At 43.7% G+C, this 19725-nt stretch carries 14 protein-coding genes; 6 read left to right on the forward strand and 8 right to left on the reverse strand.

The window, feature by feature from the left end:
* Together V1L52_RS08960 and V1L52_RS08965 are read left to right on the forward strand one after the other, a co-directional pair.
* The gene (locus tag V1L52_RS08960; RefSeq protein ID WP_428768907.1) at positions 1-2883 is read left to right on the forward strand and encodes a valine--tRNA ligase; all 2883 of its coding nucleotides are present in this window, start codon (positions 1-3) and stop codon (positions 2881-2883) included.
* Between the two features lie 56 nt (positions 2884-2939).
* The gene (locus tag V1L52_RS08965; RefSeq protein ID WP_428768909.1) at positions 2940-3548 is read left to right on the forward strand and encodes a hypothetical protein; all 609 of its coding nucleotides are present in this window, start codon (positions 2940-2942) and stop codon (positions 3546-3548) included.
* Positions 3549-3657: 109 nt separating this feature from the next.
* Here the strand turns inward: V1L52_RS08965 and V1L52_RS08970 are convergent, their stop codons facing one another.
* From V1L52_RS08970 to V1L52_RS09000, 7 genes are all read right to left on the reverse strand, one after another.
* On the reverse strand, positions 3658-6489 hold the full coding sequence (locus V1L52_RS08970) for an alpha-L-rhamnosidase C-terminal domain-containing protein (RefSeq protein WP_428768911.1): 2832 nt from the start codon (positions 6487-6489) through the stop codon (positions 3658-3660).
* On the reverse strand, positions 6486-7340 hold the full coding sequence (locus V1L52_RS08975; protein ID WP_428768913.1) for a carbohydrate ABC transporter permease: 855 nt from the start codon (positions 7338-7340) through the stop codon (positions 6486-6488). Before V1L52_RS08975 ends, V1L52_RS08970 begins: the two co-directional genes overlap by 4 nt.
* A 2-nt stretch (positions 7341-7342) precedes the next feature.
* Complete coding sequence (locus V1L52_RS08980) at positions 7343-8260, reverse strand: carbohydrate ABC transporter permease (RefSeq protein ID WP_428768915.1); 918 nt, start codon at positions 8258-8260, stop codon at positions 7343-7345.
* A 131-nt stretch (positions 8261-8391) separates the two neighbouring features.
* Positions 8392-9633 carry an ABC transporter substrate-binding protein gene (locus V1L52_RS08985; RefSeq protein WP_428768917.1) on the reverse strand — a complete coding sequence of 414 codons (1242 nt, stop codon included), beginning with the start codon at positions 9631-9633 and terminating at the stop codon, positions 8392-8394.
* Positions 9634-9761: 128 nt separating this feature from the next.
* Complete coding sequence (locus V1L52_RS08990) at positions 9762-11258, reverse strand: response regulator transcription factor (RefSeq protein ID WP_428768919.1); 1497 nt, start codon at positions 11256-11258, stop codon at positions 9762-9764.
* 4 nt (positions 11259-11262) lie between these two features.
* On the reverse strand, positions 11263-12975 hold the full coding sequence (locus V1L52_RS08995) for a cache domain-containing sensor histidine kinase (RefSeq protein ID WP_428768921.1): 1713 nt from the start codon (positions 12973-12975) through the stop codon (positions 11263-11265).
* A gap of 36 nt (positions 12976-13011) precedes the next feature.
* Positions 13012-14463, reverse strand: a complete 1452-nt coding sequence (locus V1L52_RS09000; RefSeq protein ID WP_428768923.1) for a CCA tRNA nucleotidyltransferase — start codon at positions 14461-14463, stop codon at positions 13012-13014.
* Positions 14464-14535: 72 nt separating this feature from the next.
* On the opposite strand from V1L52_RS09000, the gene V1L52_RS09005 reads away from it, so the two are divergent.
* A complete protein-coding gene (locus V1L52_RS09005; protein WP_428768925.1) occupies positions 14536-15345 on the forward strand; it encodes a thiamine pyrophosphokinase in 810 nt (269 codons plus the stop codon).
* An 8-nt stretch (positions 15346-15353) separates the two neighbouring features.
* On the opposite strand, the gene V1L52_RS09010 is transcribed toward V1L52_RS09005, so the two are convergent.
* Positions 15354-16073 (reverse strand): CPBP family glutamic-type intramembrane protease, encoded by a 720-nt coding sequence (locus V1L52_RS09010; protein ID WP_428768927.1) that lies wholly within the window; start codon positions 16071-16073, stop codon positions 15354-15356.
* 29 nt (positions 16074-16102) lie between these two features.
* Between V1L52_RS09010 and V1L52_RS09015 the strand changes: the two genes are divergently transcribed.
* Genes V1L52_RS09015 through V1L52_RS09025 form a run of 3 tightly spaced genes read left to right on the forward strand, consistent with a single transcriptional unit; the run spans position 16103 to position 19724 of the window.
* Entirely contained in the window at positions 16103-17128 is a 1026-nt protein-coding gene (locus tag V1L52_RS09015) for a PilZ domain-containing protein (protein ID WP_428768929.1), read from the forward strand.
* Between the two features lie 35 nt (positions 17129-17163).
* On the forward strand, positions 17164-18393 hold the full coding sequence (locus tag V1L52_RS09020) for a hypothetical protein (protein ID WP_428768931.1): 1230 nt from the start codon (positions 17164-17166) through the stop codon (positions 18391-18393).
* Positions 18387-19724 (forward strand): ComEC/Rec2 family competence protein, encoded by a 1338-nt coding sequence (locus V1L52_RS09025; protein WP_428768933.1) that lies wholly within the window; start codon positions 18387-18389, stop codon positions 19722-19724. Before V1L52_RS09020 ends, V1L52_RS09025 begins: the two co-directional genes overlap by 7 nt.
* The last annotated feature ends 1 nt before the right edge of the window (position 19725 follow it).

The following is a 19725-nucleotide window of genomic DNA, read 5'->3' on the forward strand; positions in this document are numbered from 1 at the left end:
ATGAAAGGTATCGAGCTTGAAAAAGCCTATAATCCGAAAGATTTTGAAGACAGATTGTACGCGCAGTGGGAAAAAGAAGGCTGTTTTAAGCCGGCAAAACCCGCGGATAAAGGCGCTTGCCCCTGCACGGCCTCCGGTACTGTCTCCGATACCGACTGTGCCGGCACGGCTGATAATGCAAAGCCTTTTACCGTCGTGATTCCGCCTCCGAATGTAACCGGTATTCTTCACATGGGGCATGCCCTGAACAACACGCTGCAGGACATTGTTATCCGCTATCAGCGCATGAACGGCCGGCCTGTGCTCTGGCTTCCGGGAACCGACCACGCGGGAATCGCAACGCAAAACGTTGTAGAGCGCGCCTTAAAAAAAGAAGGCTTGTCGCGCCACGACCTCGGACGCGAAGCCTTTATCGAGCGCACGTGGAAGGTAAAAAAAGAACATCACGCAATCATTACAAAACAGCTTAAAAAACTCGGCGCTTCGGTAGACTGGAGCCGCGAGCGCTTTACGATGGACGAGGGCCTTTCCAAGGCGGTGCGCCACGTATTTGTCAGCCTCTATGAGCGCGGCCTGATTTACCGCGGCAATTATTTGGTTAACTGGTGTCCTTCATGCACCACCGCCCTTGCCGACGACGAAGTGGAACACGAAGATACTGCGGGGGCTATGTATCACATTTACTACGAAATCGACAACCCCAAGCCGGGAATGCCGTCCCGTATAGAAATTGCAACCACCCGCCCCGAAACCCTTTTGGGAGATACGGCCGTTGCCGTTCACCCTGAAGATGAACGCTACAAGGGCATTGTGGGCATGAAGGTAAAGCTTCCGCTTGCAAACCGCCTTATTCCCGTTATCGCCGACAGCTATGTCGATAAGGAATTCGGTACGGGCATGGTAAAAATCACCCCCGCACACGACCCCAACGACTGGGAAGTGGGCAAGCGTCACAATCTTGAAGCAATCAATATATTGAACGACGACGGCACTTTAAACGAAAACTGCCCGGAACGCTACCGATCGCTCAGCTGTAAAAAAGCGCGCACCCTTGTCATTGAAGACTTACAGGAAGCGGGCTTGTACAAGGGCGAAGAAAAAATCAGCCATTCGGTAGGCCACTGTTACCGCTGCCACAGCGTCGTTGAACCCTATTTAAGCGACCAGTGGTTTGTAAAGATGAAGCCCCTTGCCGAAAAAGCCCTCAAAGCGTGGAAGGACGGCGAAATCGTCTTTTATCCTAAAAAATGGGAAAACACCTATGCGCACTGGATGGAAAATATCCGCGACTGGTGCATAAGCCGCCAGCTGTGGTGGGGACACCGCATTCCCGTCTGGTACTGCGCAGACTGCGGCAAGATGACCGTTTCGGAAACCGACCCCGATTCCTGTCCTTACTGCGGTGCAAAGGCCGCCGACGGAAAACTCAAACAGGACGAAGACGTGCTGGATACGTGGTTTTCAAGTTGGCTGTGGCCCTTTTCGACCCTCGGCTGGCCGGAAAACGCACCGGAAACGGCGGAAACTGCAGCGGAAACTGCACAAGAAGGCGAAAAAGCAGGCGAAAGCCGTGCGGCAGGCCGCCTTTCCGACTTTAAAACCTTTTATCCCACAAGCGCCCTCGTTACCGCTTACGACATTATCTTTTTTTGGGTCAGCCGCATGGTAATGGCCGGCCTTGAGTTTACGGGAAAGGCTCCCTTTAAAGACATTTACATACACGGCCTTGTGCGCGACAAACAGGGACGAAAAATGAGTAAGTCCTTGGGCAACGGCATGGATCCCTTGGATATTATCGAAGAATACGGATCGGACGCGCTCAAGTTCACCCTTGCATTTATGTGCGCTCAGGGTCAGGACGTCCTCGTCGATAAAGAATCATTTAAAATGGGAAGCCGCTTTGCCAACAAGGTATGGAACGCAAGCCGCTATATTTTGGGCAATTTGGAAGGACGCACCATCGTTCCTTTAAACGACGGCGATTTAACCGAATTGGATATATGGATTTACGGCCGCTTAAACGCCGCGGCAGCCGCTTCACGCAGCGCGTTGGAAGGCTATCGGTATAACGACGGTGCCCAATCGGTGTACGAATATTTTTGGAACGACTTTTGCGATTGGTATGTCGAAGGCACAAAACTTTCGTTCCGCAGCACCGACGAAAAAGAAAAAGACCGCGCCGTTTCCGTTTTGCTGAACGTGCTCGAAGAAAGTTTACGCCTCCTGCATCCCTATCTGCCCTTTGTAACCGAAGAAATCTATTCGTTTTTACCGCTTGAAGAAATCGTCTTGTGCAGAAAGCGGGCAGGACAAGCCCTGCCGCCGGTATCTCAAAACCGCATTTTGCCCTCAAGCCTTTACAAGGGTCTGCTTATAAATGCACCCTATCCGGTGCCGGTCGATGCGCGCGAAAACGAAAAGACGGCTGAACGTTTTGCCGTACTGCAAAACCTTATCCGCTCAATGCGTTCGCTCCGTATCGAATGCGGTCTTGCCCCCGACTTAAAACTCGACGCCGCCTTGCTTATCACACCGGGAACGGCTGCCGAAGTATGTACCGAAAAAACCGATCTTATCGGGCTTTTGGCGGGCATAAAGCATATCGACTTTGTAAAATCAAAACCGGCCGAAGCGGTCGGTACCGTAGGAGAGGGCTTTGAAGCCTTTATTTTGGTCAGCGGTGCCGTCGATAAGGTACAGCTTAAAGCGCGCTTTGAAAAAGAGCTCGAACTCGAAAAAAACGCCATCGCACGATATGATGCAAAGCTGTCGGGAAGTTTCGCTCAACACGCGCCTGCGGAAGTGGTGGAAGCCGAAAAGGAAAAACGCAGCGCATCCGTGCGCAGAACGGAAAAGCTGATTGAATATATAGAAAGTCTATAAGCCTGCGCAAGCCGCCCGAATCGGCGGCAGCCGCAGAGCTACAAAGGAAGGGGATTATGCAAACGGAAAAACCCGCACGTATGAATACCGGAGCGATGCTTCAATTAAAGGGAATTTATCTTGCCCCCTATTTGCAGCTTGCAACAGCCCTTATCGGAAAATCCCGGCAAGACGGAGGCAATATGTTCCGTCATCAAATCGACACGATGGGAGTGCTCATCGACTACGGCTACATAGACAGTGTCCTTCTTAAAGCATCCGTCATTCACGATTTAATTGAAGACGTTGCCGACTTTGACCACAAACGTATCCTCGAAATCGATTCCGAATCGCAGGAAGTGTACGACCTTGTTTTGGAAGTTACCAAAAAAGAAGGCCAGTTAAAAAGCGACTATCTTCGCGGGATTATCGAACACGGAAGCCCCAAAGCGAAAATCCTCAAATGCGCCGACCGTATCAGCAATATGATAAGTCTCGGCTTTGTAACAAACCCCGCCTTTATAGAGCGTTATTGCGACGAAACGGAATATTTTATCCTGCCCATCGCCCTTGCAGTCGACTATAACATGTATCAGGAATTGATTTCCCTCATCATCACGCGAAGGCGCTACCTTGAAGACTGCGGTTATCTCGACAAAAAACGAGGCGAACTCAAAAACGCCTAAAAGCCGCGGGGACTCGACAAAGGCCGGTCAAAACCGTCAATTGTTTTAAGGAGGGGGAGTCCGGTCTTAAATAAACAGCCCCCTGAGCGGAAACGTTATATTCACGCTGCTAAAAACGGTGAACAGTCAATTTTGCGGCGTTACGGTATTTTTCGGGTGCGCGGAAAATATAATCGACAGAGGCCGGCAATTTTACAGTACAATAAAAAACATTCTTTTTTATTTTCCATTCCACATTCACGTTACCTGCAGGAACGGGAATACTGCCTTCGGCACGTTTTAATCCCGACGGTAGAGGAGCTATCAGTATTTTCTTAAAGCCGGGTGAAAGCGGTTTGACACCGAGGATATATGCACCGAACAAATAAGAAGGAGCGGCCGACCATGCATGACAATAGCTTCTTGTCAATCTGTCTTTATAAAAACCTTTGAATGTTTCCCAGCAGGTTCCCTGAGTAAGCATGGGCATCCATTGTTTTCGGATTCCCTTAACGGCAAATTCTCCCAAGCCTTCGGAAAACAGAAAATCATAGTAAAAATGCGCCATAAAAGGAGAACCGGGACGTACGGCTTCTTTCGGAGGAGCAATAATAAAGCGCTTGATCGTATCTTTTTTATACTCCGGAACGCAGCCGCATAAAAGCATCATCAAATTACTCTGTATACTTATAACTTCGGAACGTTTACCGTCATCATGGATACAATCTATGTAGCATTCTTTTTCATCGCTCCAAAATATGCTGTCGCTGTTTTCGGCAAGTTTTAATGCCGATTCTTCCCATTTTTTTGCATTGTCTTCAAAACCCAAAACGGAGGATAGATGTGCAAGACTGCGAAAGCATAAAACAAGCAAAGCATTCAAATGCGTAATTGTTCCCCTGTAGGGCGTATCCATATCGGCCCAATCCAGCATATTCCACGCATGAATGGTAAATAAACCTTGCATATCTATATGGGAGGCAAAGGCAAGGGCGGCTTTTTCAAGCCAGGGATAGAGTTCCGCTAAAAATTCCTTATTACCGGTATGCAGCCAATAATCTTTAGCCGTAATCATCCAAAGCTGGGCCCATGCCGTCAATAAAAGATGGAGGCCTGCAGGAAGATGACAATCCGGAAGCGATGTATAGTGCATCGAGCGGGCCGTCAACATAAGGCTGTGCTTCATAATATCCGTTTCGTTGAACAACCATTGATAATATAGGCCCATCACATAGCTGTCGCCTACCCAAAAAGCCTGCTCAAAGGCGGGAGAATCGGCAGGTACATCCTCACTGCACAATTCGACGGTTCTTTTACACATATGCCAAATGGAGTTTAATACCGTATCATTCGAGTAAAAATTTCCTTCGGATTTAAATGCATATAATCGTTCTTCTATTTTCAAATCCCGTATAATGACACGCTTTTGCCCCCGAAGCCTGATTGCCATATAGCGAAACCCTCGGCGATGCAGAGATCTGAATCTGTGATTTCCGCTCGGACAGCGGTATCTGAGACTTGTATCCAAATCATCAGGAATCTCAGGCACCTTTTTATTAATATATTCAAAAAAATAAAAATCCAATTCAGTATCTTCACATGCTTCTATATTAAACAGTAAAAAACCGGAAACCTCTTCTCCCATATCCAGAATTATTTCATGATCACCGTCTTTATTGGAGGCCTTCAAAAGCAGATTCGAACCATACGGACGGTTTAAGCATGTTACTCTTTTAACTTCGGCTCCCATGCTGCGTAATTTCGGGCCGTCAAAAAGTACGTTATCAACGGGCTTTAGCCATGCGCTGAATTTTCCCAATTCAGTACCGGTTATACATTTCCCCGCAGCAACAAAATCGGGATCTTCGGTGTTGACGGTGAATCCGTCGGAGCATACAATATTGCCTATCCTGACAAATTCAAAAGGCCCGACACCTGCAAATAACGCAGATTCTCCCTTTATCGGCGGCAAAAACTTAATTTCGGTCTCCGGCAAAAAATGAATATCCGAAGAAAAACGCTGCCGTGCACCCGATACATCAAGCAAAAAAAGATTTTCGCCTTTTGCTAATACGAGTTCCCGGCTTTTTATTCCGGCTTTAAATCTGTATTGCCTGCCGTTAAGGATAATAAACTCATCAATTTCCGGCCACAATTTATCCGCTAAAGTTATCCTTATCCCCTGTTCAACAGGAGATTCTATCAGACAGGCTATATATCCTGTTTGCAAAATATCCTCGGTCGTTCTGTCCTGCGGATAAAAAGCACTCTTATAATCTATTCTTATGCCGATTCCGCGGCAGCCGATTCTCTTTTCGCATACAAGACGCACCGGAGTTTTACTTTTTTTTGCCAGCAAAGGTATCCCTCTTAAAGGCATATCTTCCAAGCAATACTGCATTCCCGTATGTGAAACGGGCGGCCTTGCCGACACCGCATCGCTCCAATGGCAATCGTTAAAATCTTTTGCCGTCCAATCGGCAGGGAAGCGGTTTTCATGATATATTTCAACCCATGTTTGACTTACATTTATCCTCGGTACGGGCGTTTGAAAAGCCGTATGTTTTTGACACTTCCATGTTTTATCGGAATTAATTACAAAGTCGCTATGAGCATCCGCCGACACGCATTTAAGCCAAAAACCCGCATTTCCGTGAATATACTGGCTCGTAGATGTTCCGAAATTCCATATTAAAACGGCAATACAAAGTTCTTCCGAGTATTCGCTGAGACACACTTTTATACGGTCTTTTTCAGGATATTCGGGCCAACAACGCCCCGGTCCGGTTTCCACAAAAACACCGTTAATCCATAAAAAATATCTGGAATCGGCCCATATATCTATAATAAGTTCTTTTACACCAGCCGGTTTAAAAAATACTTTACGAAAACAAACCTTTCGATCCCTTTCTTCCAAAACTTCATTAGTCCAAATAAATTGTGCTCTGTTTTTTTTTATCATTCCTTTATTGCTCCCGCCGTCAAACCGCTGATTAAAAAATGAGAAAATGCAAAGAAAATAATCATAACCGGTATCAGGGCAAGCGTAACGGCTGCAAAAACCAAATGCCAGTTTGCCAAAAAATTATTCATATAGCTGTATATACCCAATGGCAGCGTTCTTACATGTTTTTTTGTCAAAAAAACCAGCGGCATATAAAAATCATTCCATATGGTAACGAAATTCAATATACCGACGGTGGCAAAAACCGGTTTTGATATCGGAACCATAATCCGTATAAATATTGAAAATTCCCCTGCCCCCTCAATTAAAGCCGATTCGTACAAAGCATTGGGTAATGTTCGAAAAAAATTCGAAAAAATAAATACGGCCAATGACATATTTGCGGTATATATAAGTATCATACCCCAAAACGTATTGGTTAAATGCATACTTCTGATTATTATAAATATGGGCAATATACCTAATTGAATCGGAAACATCATTCCCAGCAAAAAGTATATACGCAAAAAATTTCTGCCTTTAAATGTATAGCGGGACAAGCCGTATGCACACAGGGATGCGATGAACAATAAAGAAGCCAAAGACAGTACTGAAAGAAAAATACTGTTAAAAAAGTATCGGATAAAATTATCCTGTAAAAGAATAATCCGGTAATTTTCCAATGTAAACGTTCGGGGAATCCCCAAGGTATTGTTTATCAAATCCGACTTTGTTTTAAATGAATTAATCCCTAAAAGCGGAATCAGATACAAAGCGATTGAACAGTAAACAAAAAAGAGTATCGAAACGATAATGCCTGCGGGACTGAATACACCCCGTATTTTTTCAAAGTAACCGCGTCTTATCATAATTACCTCTTATCGCTGTGATTGAATTTACGGGTTAAAATATACAATTGAATTACGGTGATAATTAAAATGATAAAAAACAATACGATACTGATTGTAGCGCCGAAGCCCATTGAAGTTTCCCCGTAATAAGAACCTCCGAAACTGAAGCGATAAAAAAACAGATTCATAAAGTCGATTGAATTATCGATCCCGCCTTGAGGCCCTCCTACCACAAAGGGAATATCAAACTGCGTAAGTCCCCATATTGTCCCGAGAATAATATTATTTATGAGAGCCGGTTCAAGACACGGCAAGATAATATATCTGAAGCGCTGAAAACGGTTTGCTCCGTCTATAAAAGAGGCTTCTATTAAATTTTTCGAAATGCCTTTTAAATTTGCCAAAAAAATAAACATTCCCGCGGCAATTCCCTGCCATGCAATAACAACAATCAAAAGGGGAAAGGCTTTTTGAGGATCCCCGAACCATGCCGAAAGCCGTGATTCAAATCCCAGTTTTTTCAAAACGGTATTAATAATACCGATATTCGGATTGAAAACCAGCATTGTTAAAAAACCGACAATAGTAGAAGAAATTATATAGGGTAAAAAAATGATTGTTCTGTGAAATTTATAACCGATTATTTTTATATCAAGCCAGTATGCAATAAATAATTGAACAGGCATAATAATACATAAAACGCTTAACACAAATGTAAAGTTATTTCCGAGTGCATTCCAAAATATTCCCGACAATCGTGCATCGGTAAAAAGATTTCGGTAATTTTCCAAACCGATAAAGGTTTTCGGACCTATCCCCGACCATTTAAAAAAACTGTAATAAACGGCGGCAAAAAGCGGGATAATCATAAACAGGGTGTATACGATAAAACCGGGGAATATAAATGCGATATAAGGTTTTTTCTTTAAAGACGGCATTATGTGTTTCCTCAAAATACAAAAGAAAAAATTTTTAAAATTTACTTTTTTTACCGGCTCCGTATGGAAAAGAGGACAGGGCCGTCGATAAGCCGAACTGACGGCAGCCCCTCCCCTTCTCAAACACGGAATTATTTCATTGCCTTATCCAGCATATGGACAAATTGATCAACCGTATATTTTCCCGACAAAAGCTTTACGTTGTCCTGTTCCCACAATTGCGTCGGAGCCATTCCTTCTTTTGCAAAATCGCCGAGAATAGTATAAAAACTGTTTACCTGCAAATCGTTTTTTACAATATCCGTTATCAAAGGATCATCGGTTACTATGCCTGCCAAACCGGGAACGGCTTTAAGCTCGTTAATCCATATCTGCTGAGATTCTTTTGAAGCGAGGTACTGCGCCAACCTTAAAGCCTCTTGAGGATGTTCGGTTTTACTGTAAATACAAAAGCCGGTATCATAGGTTACAACCATCGGCCGCTTACCGTCCTTTGTAGGAAGCTGGAAGGCGCCTATCTTTAAATCGGGGTTGTTTTTATTAAAGGTATTTGCATTCCATGAACCGGTTATAGTCATCGCAGCTTCACCCTTAGAAAAAGCGAGTAATTGTCCGCCTTCATCAATACCGAGATAACCCGAACCGTAGTAACCTTTTTCTCCCCATTCAAGCATTTTGTTAAATGCGGCTTTTACTCTGGGGTCGTTTACCCTTGCCTTACCCGCCGTTGCTTCATCAAGCCAGTCGGGATGCATCGCAGCCAAAATAGGCTCAAAATGGAAAAGAATACTCCATGAGAACATACCCCCGAATGATATGGGTACAACCTTGTTTGCCTTTAATGTTTCCAGAATTTTTTCAAAATCGGCAAAGTTTTTGGGCTCCTGCAAGCCGTATTTTTTAAAAATGTCTTTATTATAATATACGGCCCTTGTTCCGATTGTGGCACCGGGAGTAAGATATTGTTTTCCCCCGATTTTAGTCATTTTCATAGACATATCGGTATATGCACTGACATCAATCTTATTCGTTAAATCCATAACCGCATCCTGCTTTACCAGATTTGCCAAATCGGTTGTCGCCGTACCGTTGGTCCAAAACAAATCGGGAGCTTCACCCGCTTGAATAGTGGTAGCCAACAAAGCATAATATTGGTCCGGTGTTTTTATTTCATACTCAACCTTAATATTCGGATTTTTCAGCATAAAATTTTCAAGCGTTTTTTTCAACGGAGCTTCAAATTGGGGAGTATGTTCCCAAATAGTAAGCGTTACGCGTTCCGTTTTCTTTGTCTCTTTGTTTCCCCCGGCAAATGCATTAAAAGTAAGTGCAAGCATCAGGGAGAAAATAAAGATAATTCCGAGTTTTTTCATGTTTCCTCCTAACAAATATGAATTACGTATATTATGATATAATCGTATATCCGATTTTGTCGATGCATTTAATTAAGAATTATATATAATAATCATATAAGCCGGAAAAAAATCATACAAATCTCATATTACAGTTCACAATTCTCACAATCTTTTTTTTGATACTGTGTTATAGTGGTTTTTGTTATTTTTCTGAAAATTCGTGAAAAATAATTGGGATTTGCATAACCGCATTTATATGCAATTTCTTTTGCGGAAAGATTCGTCGTCTTAATAAGCTCCAAGGCATACCGGATACGTTTTTCATTGACATAATCCGTATAATTTTTATGTACGTTTTTTTTAAATACGGTCGAAAGATAATTCGGATTTATTCCGAACATATCGGCTATAATAACAAGCCGCAGATCACTTTCAAGATGACTGTTTATATACGCTTTTATGTTAAAAATAATTTTATGTTCCTGCTTGCCCTGCGTGATTTGATGTGAAATACGCAACAAAACATTCTCCAGCCATGATCGCAGTTCTTCCCAATCATCAAAGGTCATAATGCGGCGATAATATGACTGCCCGTCGCTAATAGTTTTTTCGCTTATATCCTCTCTTCCCGTTTGCCGTATACAATGCAAAAGATGTTTTACCGCAAAAATCGCTTCGGCTTTCACCGACTCGGAGGATACTCTTTTTTCTCTTGCGGCATAAAAAAATCTATTAAGAGTTTGAACCCATTTTTTTTCCGAATTATCAAAATCGATTGCAAAAGTTAATGTCCGATCCCAATACGCAGGTTGTGTTTTTTCAGTCAATACGGCACTGTTCTTTTTATAGAATAAGGTATCGACTATTTGTAGGGCTTGATTATATGCTTGTACGATACTTTGCCCCGGAGACATCGGATAATATGCAATAAAAACCCTGCGGTTGATATACTTTGATACGGATACTCTGATCTTTCTTAACAGTTCCAATCCGATATTTTCCGATGATGTACGGTTTATACCTGTGGATAAAAGCAAAACCAGATCTTTTTGTTCACCTATAAAAAGTTCCATCGGAATATGTATATCGTTATGGATAAGCTGACAGAGCATCGGAATGTCGGGATACCACGGTACTTCCGTATTTTTATCATAAGGCTCCGATTTAAATCTGATAATTGCAAGAGTTCCCGGATTCTCCGGAATGACGGCAGACATATCGGAAACAGGCATAAGAGGTTTTTTCTTTCGCTCAATATTATCCTGTTCCGATGCGGGAAAGATTCGTGTAAACAGTTTTTCAAGTGCGTTTTTATCTATATCCTTTTTTAAAATATAATCGCAGGCCCCGGCTAAAAAAGCTTTATGTACCAGTTCGTAGTCATCATGGCAGCTTAGAACGGCAATTTTTATATCCGGCTTGACTTCTTTTACTTTTGAAATCAATTCCAAGCCATCCATCTCGGGCATTCCTATATCGGTTAAAAGAAGGTCCGGAGATTTTTCAATACAGGATTTTAACGCTTCCCGAGCGTTCGTACAGGCGGCAAGTATTTCATATTGTGAATTACACTCGGTTATCAACGACGAAATACCGCAAAGAACCAATTTCTCATCATCAACAATTATTACCGTTCTTGACATATTTTTACACCGCTATTGGAAGATTGATTACTACGGTCGTTCCCCTTTTAGGTATACTGTTTATTTTTATACCGAATTGCGGGCCGTAATTCAAATGTAAACGGCGTTCTACGGAAGCCAGTCCGGTATGAGGCCGGGAAAAATCCTGTAGAGATTCCACATTAAAACCTTTTCCGTTATCTTTAATAGTTAATATAAGATTGCCGTTCCCGGAAGAAGCCGTTATCTTAACGGTACCCGTTGTTCTGTAATCTTTAAATCCGTGAATAATGGAATTTTCGACGATAGTTTGAATCATAAATTTATTAATCAAAACTTTTTTAAATTTTTGAGGAATTTTAATAATAAGATTTATATCCGAATACCTCATTTGTTGAATAAGAACATATTCTTTTATAAGATCAAGTTCTTCTTCCAAGGGAATAAGATTTTTTTTATAATCGGAAGCATAACGCATAAGCTTATCCATGGCAACAACCATTTTTTGAATATTCTCCTGTTTATTTATAATCGCCATCCACTTTATCGTATCCAAAGTATTATAGATAAAATGCGGACTGATATGATTTCTCAGCGCTTTCAGCTCCGCCTCCGTTTTAAGACGCTCGGTTTGTGCAACCTCATCTATGAGCTGTTCAATTCTCAGTGACATTTCACGGAGTTTTTCATGCAGCTTAATAATTTCATCGGGCACACGGTTATACTTTACAGGCTCCGGTATTGCCAGGTTTTTACTTCCTATTTTATCCACACATTCGGCAAGGAGATTGATAGGGCGGCTGATACCTTTTGAAAAAAAGTATAAAAGAAAAATCAGCAATAAGCTGAAAATTATCAGGGCTGCAATCAAACCCGTCCGCAATTTTAATATTGTATCAAGAACATTTTTTTCTTCCAATTCTCTTATAAAATACCAGCCTGTTTCTTTTGACCGGGCAAAAATAAAATAAGATCTTTTTTGATCATTTTTAATCGGTATATAACCGAAACTTCCCGCCTTACCGCTAAGAATATTGTCAAATCCGAAATCAGTAATCCGAGTCCCTATTTTGGACTTATCGTGTGCCGATATAACTATACCTTCTGCATCCAAAACATAGTCATTGCCTAAATTGTCGGGAATTGAACCCGCATAAATGTCATCAAAAAAATCTTCACGTATAAAAAAAAGCAGGGTACCTATTTCGCGGTTATTTTTACGGATAAGCCTCATCATTCCGAAATAAAAACCGTCGACACCGAAATCCGTTTTTAAAGCCGATGTCGGAAGCCAGTCAGCACGTCCGGGAATACGTATATATTTATATTGATTATCGGTAAAATAATTTTCGACAGCATGAAACTTCGTGCCGCGCATAATTAAAAAAGAGTCTGAGCGCAATATCGCAGACATTAAATACTTATCGGAATTAACCATTCCGTCAAGGATTTCGGAAATTATCGATTCGTGATTTTTTTCCATGTTTCCGCTTATACCGGTTTTATATAAATAGTCTATTATATTTTGGTTATAGTAAATTTGCATTGAAGCTTTATTATAGTTATTTAATAATATATCTATTCTTTTTACCGATTCTCTTACTACAAGCTCACTTGCAGCAAGAGTTCTTTTTTCTATCAGAGTTATACCGATTTGTAATATAACGATAAAAAATATAATAGCCGGCAGTACGATTACGGGAATAAACGTATAAAATATTCTTTTTTGCAGGGTCATAATCGCATGATAATGCTTCAATATCCCGTTGTCAATTCACTGAAGTGTACTACAGGGTTCACCCTGTTTTACCCCTTTATTTACCGCAATTTCCAAAAGCTTTTCCTTTGTATTACATGCGGGGTCGTCCAAAACGGTTTGCAAGAGTTCTTCCAAAAGAAGGCCCAAGCCGCGCCCGGAAGGAATGCCCGCTTCGATTAAATCCCTGCCGCTTAGGGCCAAATCTTTTAAGCCTATGGCGTTTTTTTGAGCTGATTCTTTATCTATACGCTCCTTTAATTCCAAAAGGTCGGCACTCCACGTTCCCGTATGCAAAATCGGTGCCGAATTGGTCATACCGGAAGCATCGGCAATCCGTAAGTCGAATAAATCGCTTAAAGCCTGCTCAAGGTTTCCCAAACCGGCAGGAGGCGTAATGCGCGCCATAAAACGGCGGACGGCGGCATCCGTCCACGAGGATTCATAATGGAACATGTGGTGTAAAACTAAAAAACTTACATAGCGCACGGTTTTTGACGGAAAACGCAAGCGTTCCAAAATACGGGTACACAGGGCCGCCCCTTCTTTTTCGTGCGAATAAAAGGTAATGCAGTCGATATTGTTTTTTGTTACCTCGTTTTTAACGGGCGGCTTTCCGATGTCGTGAAAAAGGGCGGCAAGCCGTATCGTAAGCAGGTTGTCTTCTTTTTGAGAGCGCGACAGCGCATGGTCGCAGGCATAAAAAAGGTGGTCGAGTACGTCGAAACGGTGATGACCGCGCCCGTCAGCCTGATTTACGCCGCGGCAGGATGCAAGTTCGGGTATAAAGATGCTTAAAATGCCCGTTTGTTCAAGCAGGGATAAGCCGTAAGACGGCTTTTCGGATAAAAGGATTTTTATAAACTCGTCGCGGAAGCGCTCAAGGCTTACTCCGGCAATTTTTTCGCGGGCACCGGAAATTGCGCCGAGGGTTTTTTCTTCAATTGTAAAATTCAATGTTGAAGCAAAGCGGATTGCACGTACCGGGCGCAAGCCGTCTTCGTTAAACCGCTGTGAAGGCTCTCCCACGCAGCGGATGTTTTTTGACTTAATGTCTTTTTTACCGTCAAAGGGGTCGAAGATGTGCCCGTCTTTTAAGGAGACCGCGATTGCGTTCATCGTAAAGTCGCGCCGTGCCAAGTCTTCTTCTATACCGCTTACATATTGTACCGCGTCGGGGTGCCGTCCGTCGGAATAGCCTTTTTCGGTTCTGAATGTCGTAACCTCGATGTGATGTCCCGTAAAGATAACGGTAACCGTTCCGTGTTCGATACCCGTCGGAATTACGCGCTTAAAAAGGGCGCATACCTGTTCGGGCTGTGCGTCGGTTGCTATATCCCAGTCGGAAGCCTTTTTCCCGCGCACAATATCGCGCACGGCCCCTCCGACAAGCCAGGCTTCAAAGCCCGCATCCGAAAAAATGCGGTTTATTTTTTGTAATACGGGTGGTACAGATATGCTTTTTATCATACAATGAGTATAGCCTATTGCGCTCCTTTGTAAAAGTGCCGCGATAAGATTGATTTACAGGACGGTTTGATTGTGAAGCCCCTTTTAATTTTTACCGGCGCCCTGCATCCCGAAAAGGCGGTGTTTGAGCGTTTTATGCACGATTTTGACGAGCCCTGCTTTGTGATTGCAGCCGATTCGGGGCTCCTCTGCGCCCGGGAATTCGGTTATATACCCGATTTGATTGTCGGCGATATGGACAGTTTAACGGATAAAAGCCTTTTATCGGCCTATCCCGAAGATAAAATCCGCATATTCGAGCGCGATAAAGCCGAAAGCGACACCGTCCTTGCCCTCGAAAAAGCTTTTGCAAAGCGTCCAGAGCTTGAAGCGCGGGGTTCGGAGCTTTTGTCCCGTAATTCCGGTTTGAGCGCGCAAACGCGGAAAAACGTCCCGGCCTCTGTACAACTTCATGGGAGCGGCTCGGCGGCTGAAGGGACGGGCGGGCACAATATGCCGATTATCCTGTGCGGAGGCGACGGCGGAAGAATAGACCACTTGCTCGGCATTGTAAAGCAATTCGAGCGCGCCTTTTTCCCGGATATATGGCTGTGCCGCGAACAAGCCGTATACAGCCTGCGTCCCGCTTCCGACGGCAAGGGCGCGATTCTAAAGTTTGCCGCCGAACGCTGTGCCGAACATATGTCGGTTTTTCCCGTGCCCGTAAAAGACGGTGAATATAAAATATATTCCGAAGGCTTGGAATGGCCGCTTGATAATTTGGATTGGAAAAACGAAGCGTTCAGCTTAAGCAACAGGGTGCGCGCCGATTATCTTGCGCACAAAAAGCGGGTGGTACTGCGCGCGGAAAAAGGCGCCTTTATAGCGATAGTTCCGTATTAGGGGATAAATCAACTGCGCATACAGCTCAATGCGATAAAAATCGTTATGTTGTAGGCGGCGTGAACCGCACAGAGAAGCGCTATGTGCAGCTTTTTATACAGGGCAAGGCGCAGGATAATTGCGGCACACAGGGCATTGCCTACGGCAAAAAGCCCCAAATAGCGGTGAGCAAGGGCAAATAAAACAATCGGTATAGTTTCCGCGGCCGCTTTTAAAACAAAGCCTGATTTTGATTTTTCCGATTCGGGGGCAATATCGTGAATAATTGCAAGACCGCATTCGGGCAAAAAAAAACGGAACAGCATTTCTTCATACGAGGCGAGAACGATTGCCGATGCATATAATAAAAGCCGTTTATCAAAGGTTTGCGGAAATATAAGGGACGGAAGTTCGGTGTTACCCGAAACCTTTGCGGCATAATTCCAAAACAAAGCCGAAAGAATCAGAGCGCAATAGCAAAGGAGCATTCCGAATGCGGGAACAAAAAGATTTTTTATCGCAAAGAATCCGTTCTTTTTTCTAAAATCGGGGGCTCTTCCCGCTCTCAGATAAAAAAAGGCTGCGGCAATCGTATAAAAAACCAAGGCCGGCAACGAAAGAGGGGCAAACCTGCCGCTTTCCGTTTGAGCATCGGAGAGCGGCGAAGAAAAAATCGGCGGAATCACAAAAACAAGAATTATAAGACAATATTCGAGAATTTGGCCTTTTATGTGATGAAAAAATTTCACAAATGTGATAATATAGCATAAGGCCTTTTATGTATACTGTTCTTGCCGTTTTAATATCAATAGCGGTTCTCCTTATTATTTTGCGTGTTTCGATGACGGTTTCTCCCGTGCTCAGATTTTTTATCCAAGGTATGAGAGGCGGTTTTTTATTTTCGGAACTGCGATTTTTATGGCCTATTGCTCTTGCAGACCATCCCGACAACCCCTATTATTTTTATTCATCAAAACGCGCGTTAAGCAAAAGTATTGCGGCCCTTTTAGCCGAAGGCGAAAAACACAAAACAACCAATACCGAATCGGTACAGGCTTTTTTACACCGCCTGTACACATACCGTACCAAGGCGGAATTGGATCCCTATAATAAGCGCGGTATACGCAATACCCGTTTTCTCACGCGGGGACAAAAGCTCAGTATTTTACGAAAGGGAAGCGGAATGTTTTCTTCCCATGTAATGCACAGCGGAAGCCGCCTCATCGTTTCACTGCCGCTGGAAAACGGAGAATTGACCGTCTCCGGCGCACAGTGGCTCGGTAAAAGAATCAGTGTATATTTTCATCGTCAAGGCGATGCCTTTTATGTGTTCGATACGCTTGTTGCGGAAAGCCTCTTGTATAACGGCCGAAATGCGCTCGCATTGGCACATAGTGCAGCCCTGCTCAGATCTCAAAAGCGTACATCGGTAAGATGTAAATGCAGCGTACAGGCCCGCCTCTTTTTAGGTGCCCAAAAAAGCGAAACACGGCTAAAGCCGGAAAGTTCTCCCGGACTCAAATGCGTACTGGAAGATATTTCGGAGGGAGGCGCCCTTATCCGCATCGGGGGAAAAGCTAAGCAAAAAATGCTTATAAAACTGCAATTTCAGCTTGAAGGAAAAACCGTTATCATGTACGGTATATCGAAGTCTTTTGAGTATGACGAAGCCTATAACGAATCGTACATACACTTTCAATGTCTGGAAACGACACCGTGGTTTAAGAATATTATCTTAGGTTATGTTTATAAAACGCTGCCCGATGAAACGGATTCGGCATCTTTAAGCAGAGGTTCCGATTGATGACAAAAAAACAAAAACGGAGTATAAACGCATACATGAGTCAAAGATATTGTAAGGTTTCAGAATTAAAACCGATATTCCATGCTCTGTGCCTTTTTATTGCGGCGCAATTGTGCTTTGCCCAAACACCCGATTTGAAAAAAAGTTTTGTTAAAGAAAGTATACGCGGAAAAACTTCCATCATTAAAAATGCGGATCCGGCGGAAAGCGGCTTTACGGAACTCTGCCTTTTTTCTCTTCGCTTTATACAAATGAATCATTTTCTGTTACCTGCAGACGAGGACTTTATCCTTCTCGCCCGCGAAACGGTAAAAAAGATTCCGGCTTCCGCACATCCCGATGTTCTTCCTCTTCTTGAATCGATTTTTTCGATGACGGAACATACGGCCCTGCAAAAAGATATATTGGAAAATTTAATCGGAGCCGCCGACTCTCCGTCTTTTCAAGCATCGGTTTTTCATACCTCGGCATCCATAGTTCAGCTTATAAATACCTATACCGAACAACGGCTGGCATCCTACACAAAGGAGGGTTCTCCTTCCGCATCCGATAGCGGGATACTTAAAACGGCCATTGAAGTATTGGGAAAATTTAAAAATGCCTCTTCGTTTCCGGTGCTGTTTTCCTGTTTTCTTGCTTCCGATACCGATATTTCAAACACTGCCGAACGCTCTTTGGACAGTTTTGCAGGCATTTACGATAAGCAGATACGTGCCGTTATTGCAAGCGGAACAATCAAAGAGAAAAAACGTGCCCTTGATTTGGTATTGAATAATCCTAAAAACTCGGATTTTTTTAAAGCCGAAATGTCGGAAAACACCCTCTCGCAGACAATCAAAAAGAATCCCGGTCCCGAAGAGACTGAAAAGGAGCGTATTGCGCTTAAAATGCAGGCGGTGCGCGAATTATATCGGGTATCATGGACGCGCTCTCCTTCCCTTATGCGGGAGGTATTTACCGCCGCCCGAAAAGAGTATGCCGAGGGGCTTTTGACCGATACTCAATTTATCGAAATAATGTACGCATTTACACGCCTTGCCTCGGCGGAAGCCGGTTCGCTTTTGTCTAATTATCTGAAAGAGCTGAATAAAGCTCAGGAAGAAAACAAGGATGTCAGCACTCCGGTGGTCCTTGCCGTCATTCAATCCCTGCAGCTTTTAGGCGATAAAACGGCCTTCGACGATTTGCTTTATGCAACCTATCAAGCTTATCCTGAAGAAGTTTTGTCGGCGGCACGGGATGCGCTCAGTAAATTAAAGTGGTAGATTTAAAATCGGCTATACGGCATTCGCTTACAAAGCTTCATCCGCTTAAGGTTTCGGCCCTTATTCTCGCCGTACTTTTATATGCGGGTATTATAAAAAAAGCCGATCCCTTTGTATTCCGCTCAGTTCTCGATGTACGTGAAATCACTTCGGCCGAAGGCATCATAGCTTCGAATCCCGTAAAAACCGCAAGGGGCCGCTTTTACGCAATGCTGTTTAATGTTGAAACGGTTCAGTCGGCCGCGGGAAAGGCTGAAGCCTCAGGGCGGGTAAAACTGCTTATACCGGCCGAAACGGTTGAAGCTCTGTATCCGGGAAAACTTTTTTCGCTTGCCGAAAATGCCGTCCCGGCCGAAGAAGGCGCGCGCCTCTTATGTACCGGACACAGCCTCGGTAAGTCGGAGTCGGCCTTTTCAAACGAAGGAGAAATAGACAGTACGGGTACCCAACACCGTCTTCCCCGCTCCGATATACCTGTTTTTATCGCAAAAGACACTGCCTTTTTGGGATGGAAAAGCCCCGTTTCGCGTACCCGAGCGCTGTTTCGCCTGTACCTGAAACGTATGCTTTACGCATGGGGAGAAGCGGGAGGCTTGGTCCTTGCCCTTATGTCCGGCGCACGTGAATATACGGATGCGGCCCTTGCCGAAGCTTTTAATGATGCGGGACTGGCCCATATTTTAGCCTTATCGGGGATGCATTTGTCTCTTTTTATTTCCGCATCCTCTTTGGCCGCAGTTTTTGCGGGGAAAAAGCTGAGCGCTCTTTTATCGCTTATCCTCATGTGTGTTTTTATCTGGTTTGCGGGAGCCACCCCTTCGCTCATAAGAGCTTTTTTGTGCGTGATGATTATGTTTTTAACCCGGCTTTTATCCGTCCATACCTATAAAAGTGCGGCCCTCGATTGTTTATGCGCCGCCTTTATTATCCAAGCGGCATTTTTACACACCGATATTTACAATCCGGCCTTTATGCTTTCCTATGCGGCGGTTGCCGGTATTTTGATTTTGACACCCCTCATCAGTCCTTTTTTGCACAGAATTTTACCTCCGTTGGTCGTATCTTCGACAGCTTCTTCAATCGGAGCATGGATTTTTACCGCTCCCCTTTGTGCCCTCTTATTCGGCCGCATAACTGTGGCCGGAATTATCGCTTCGGTTGTCGTAACGCCCCTTGCATCCGTTTTTTTTATCGCAGGCTTTATATGCGTAAGCCTTTGTTTTATAATGCCTTTTCTTACAGGGCCCTTTGGTGTTATAATGCAATTACTGTACAGTGTTTTAAAATACACGGTACTTTTTTTCGGCCGTTTTCCGCCGATTGTGTTTTAGA

Origin of the sequence: Treponema sp. HNW (genome assembly GCF_050320395.1) — a bacterium.
In the GTDB taxonomy this organism is placed as follows: domain Bacteria; phylum Spirochaetota; class Spirochaetia; order Treponematales; family Treponemataceae; genus Treponema_C.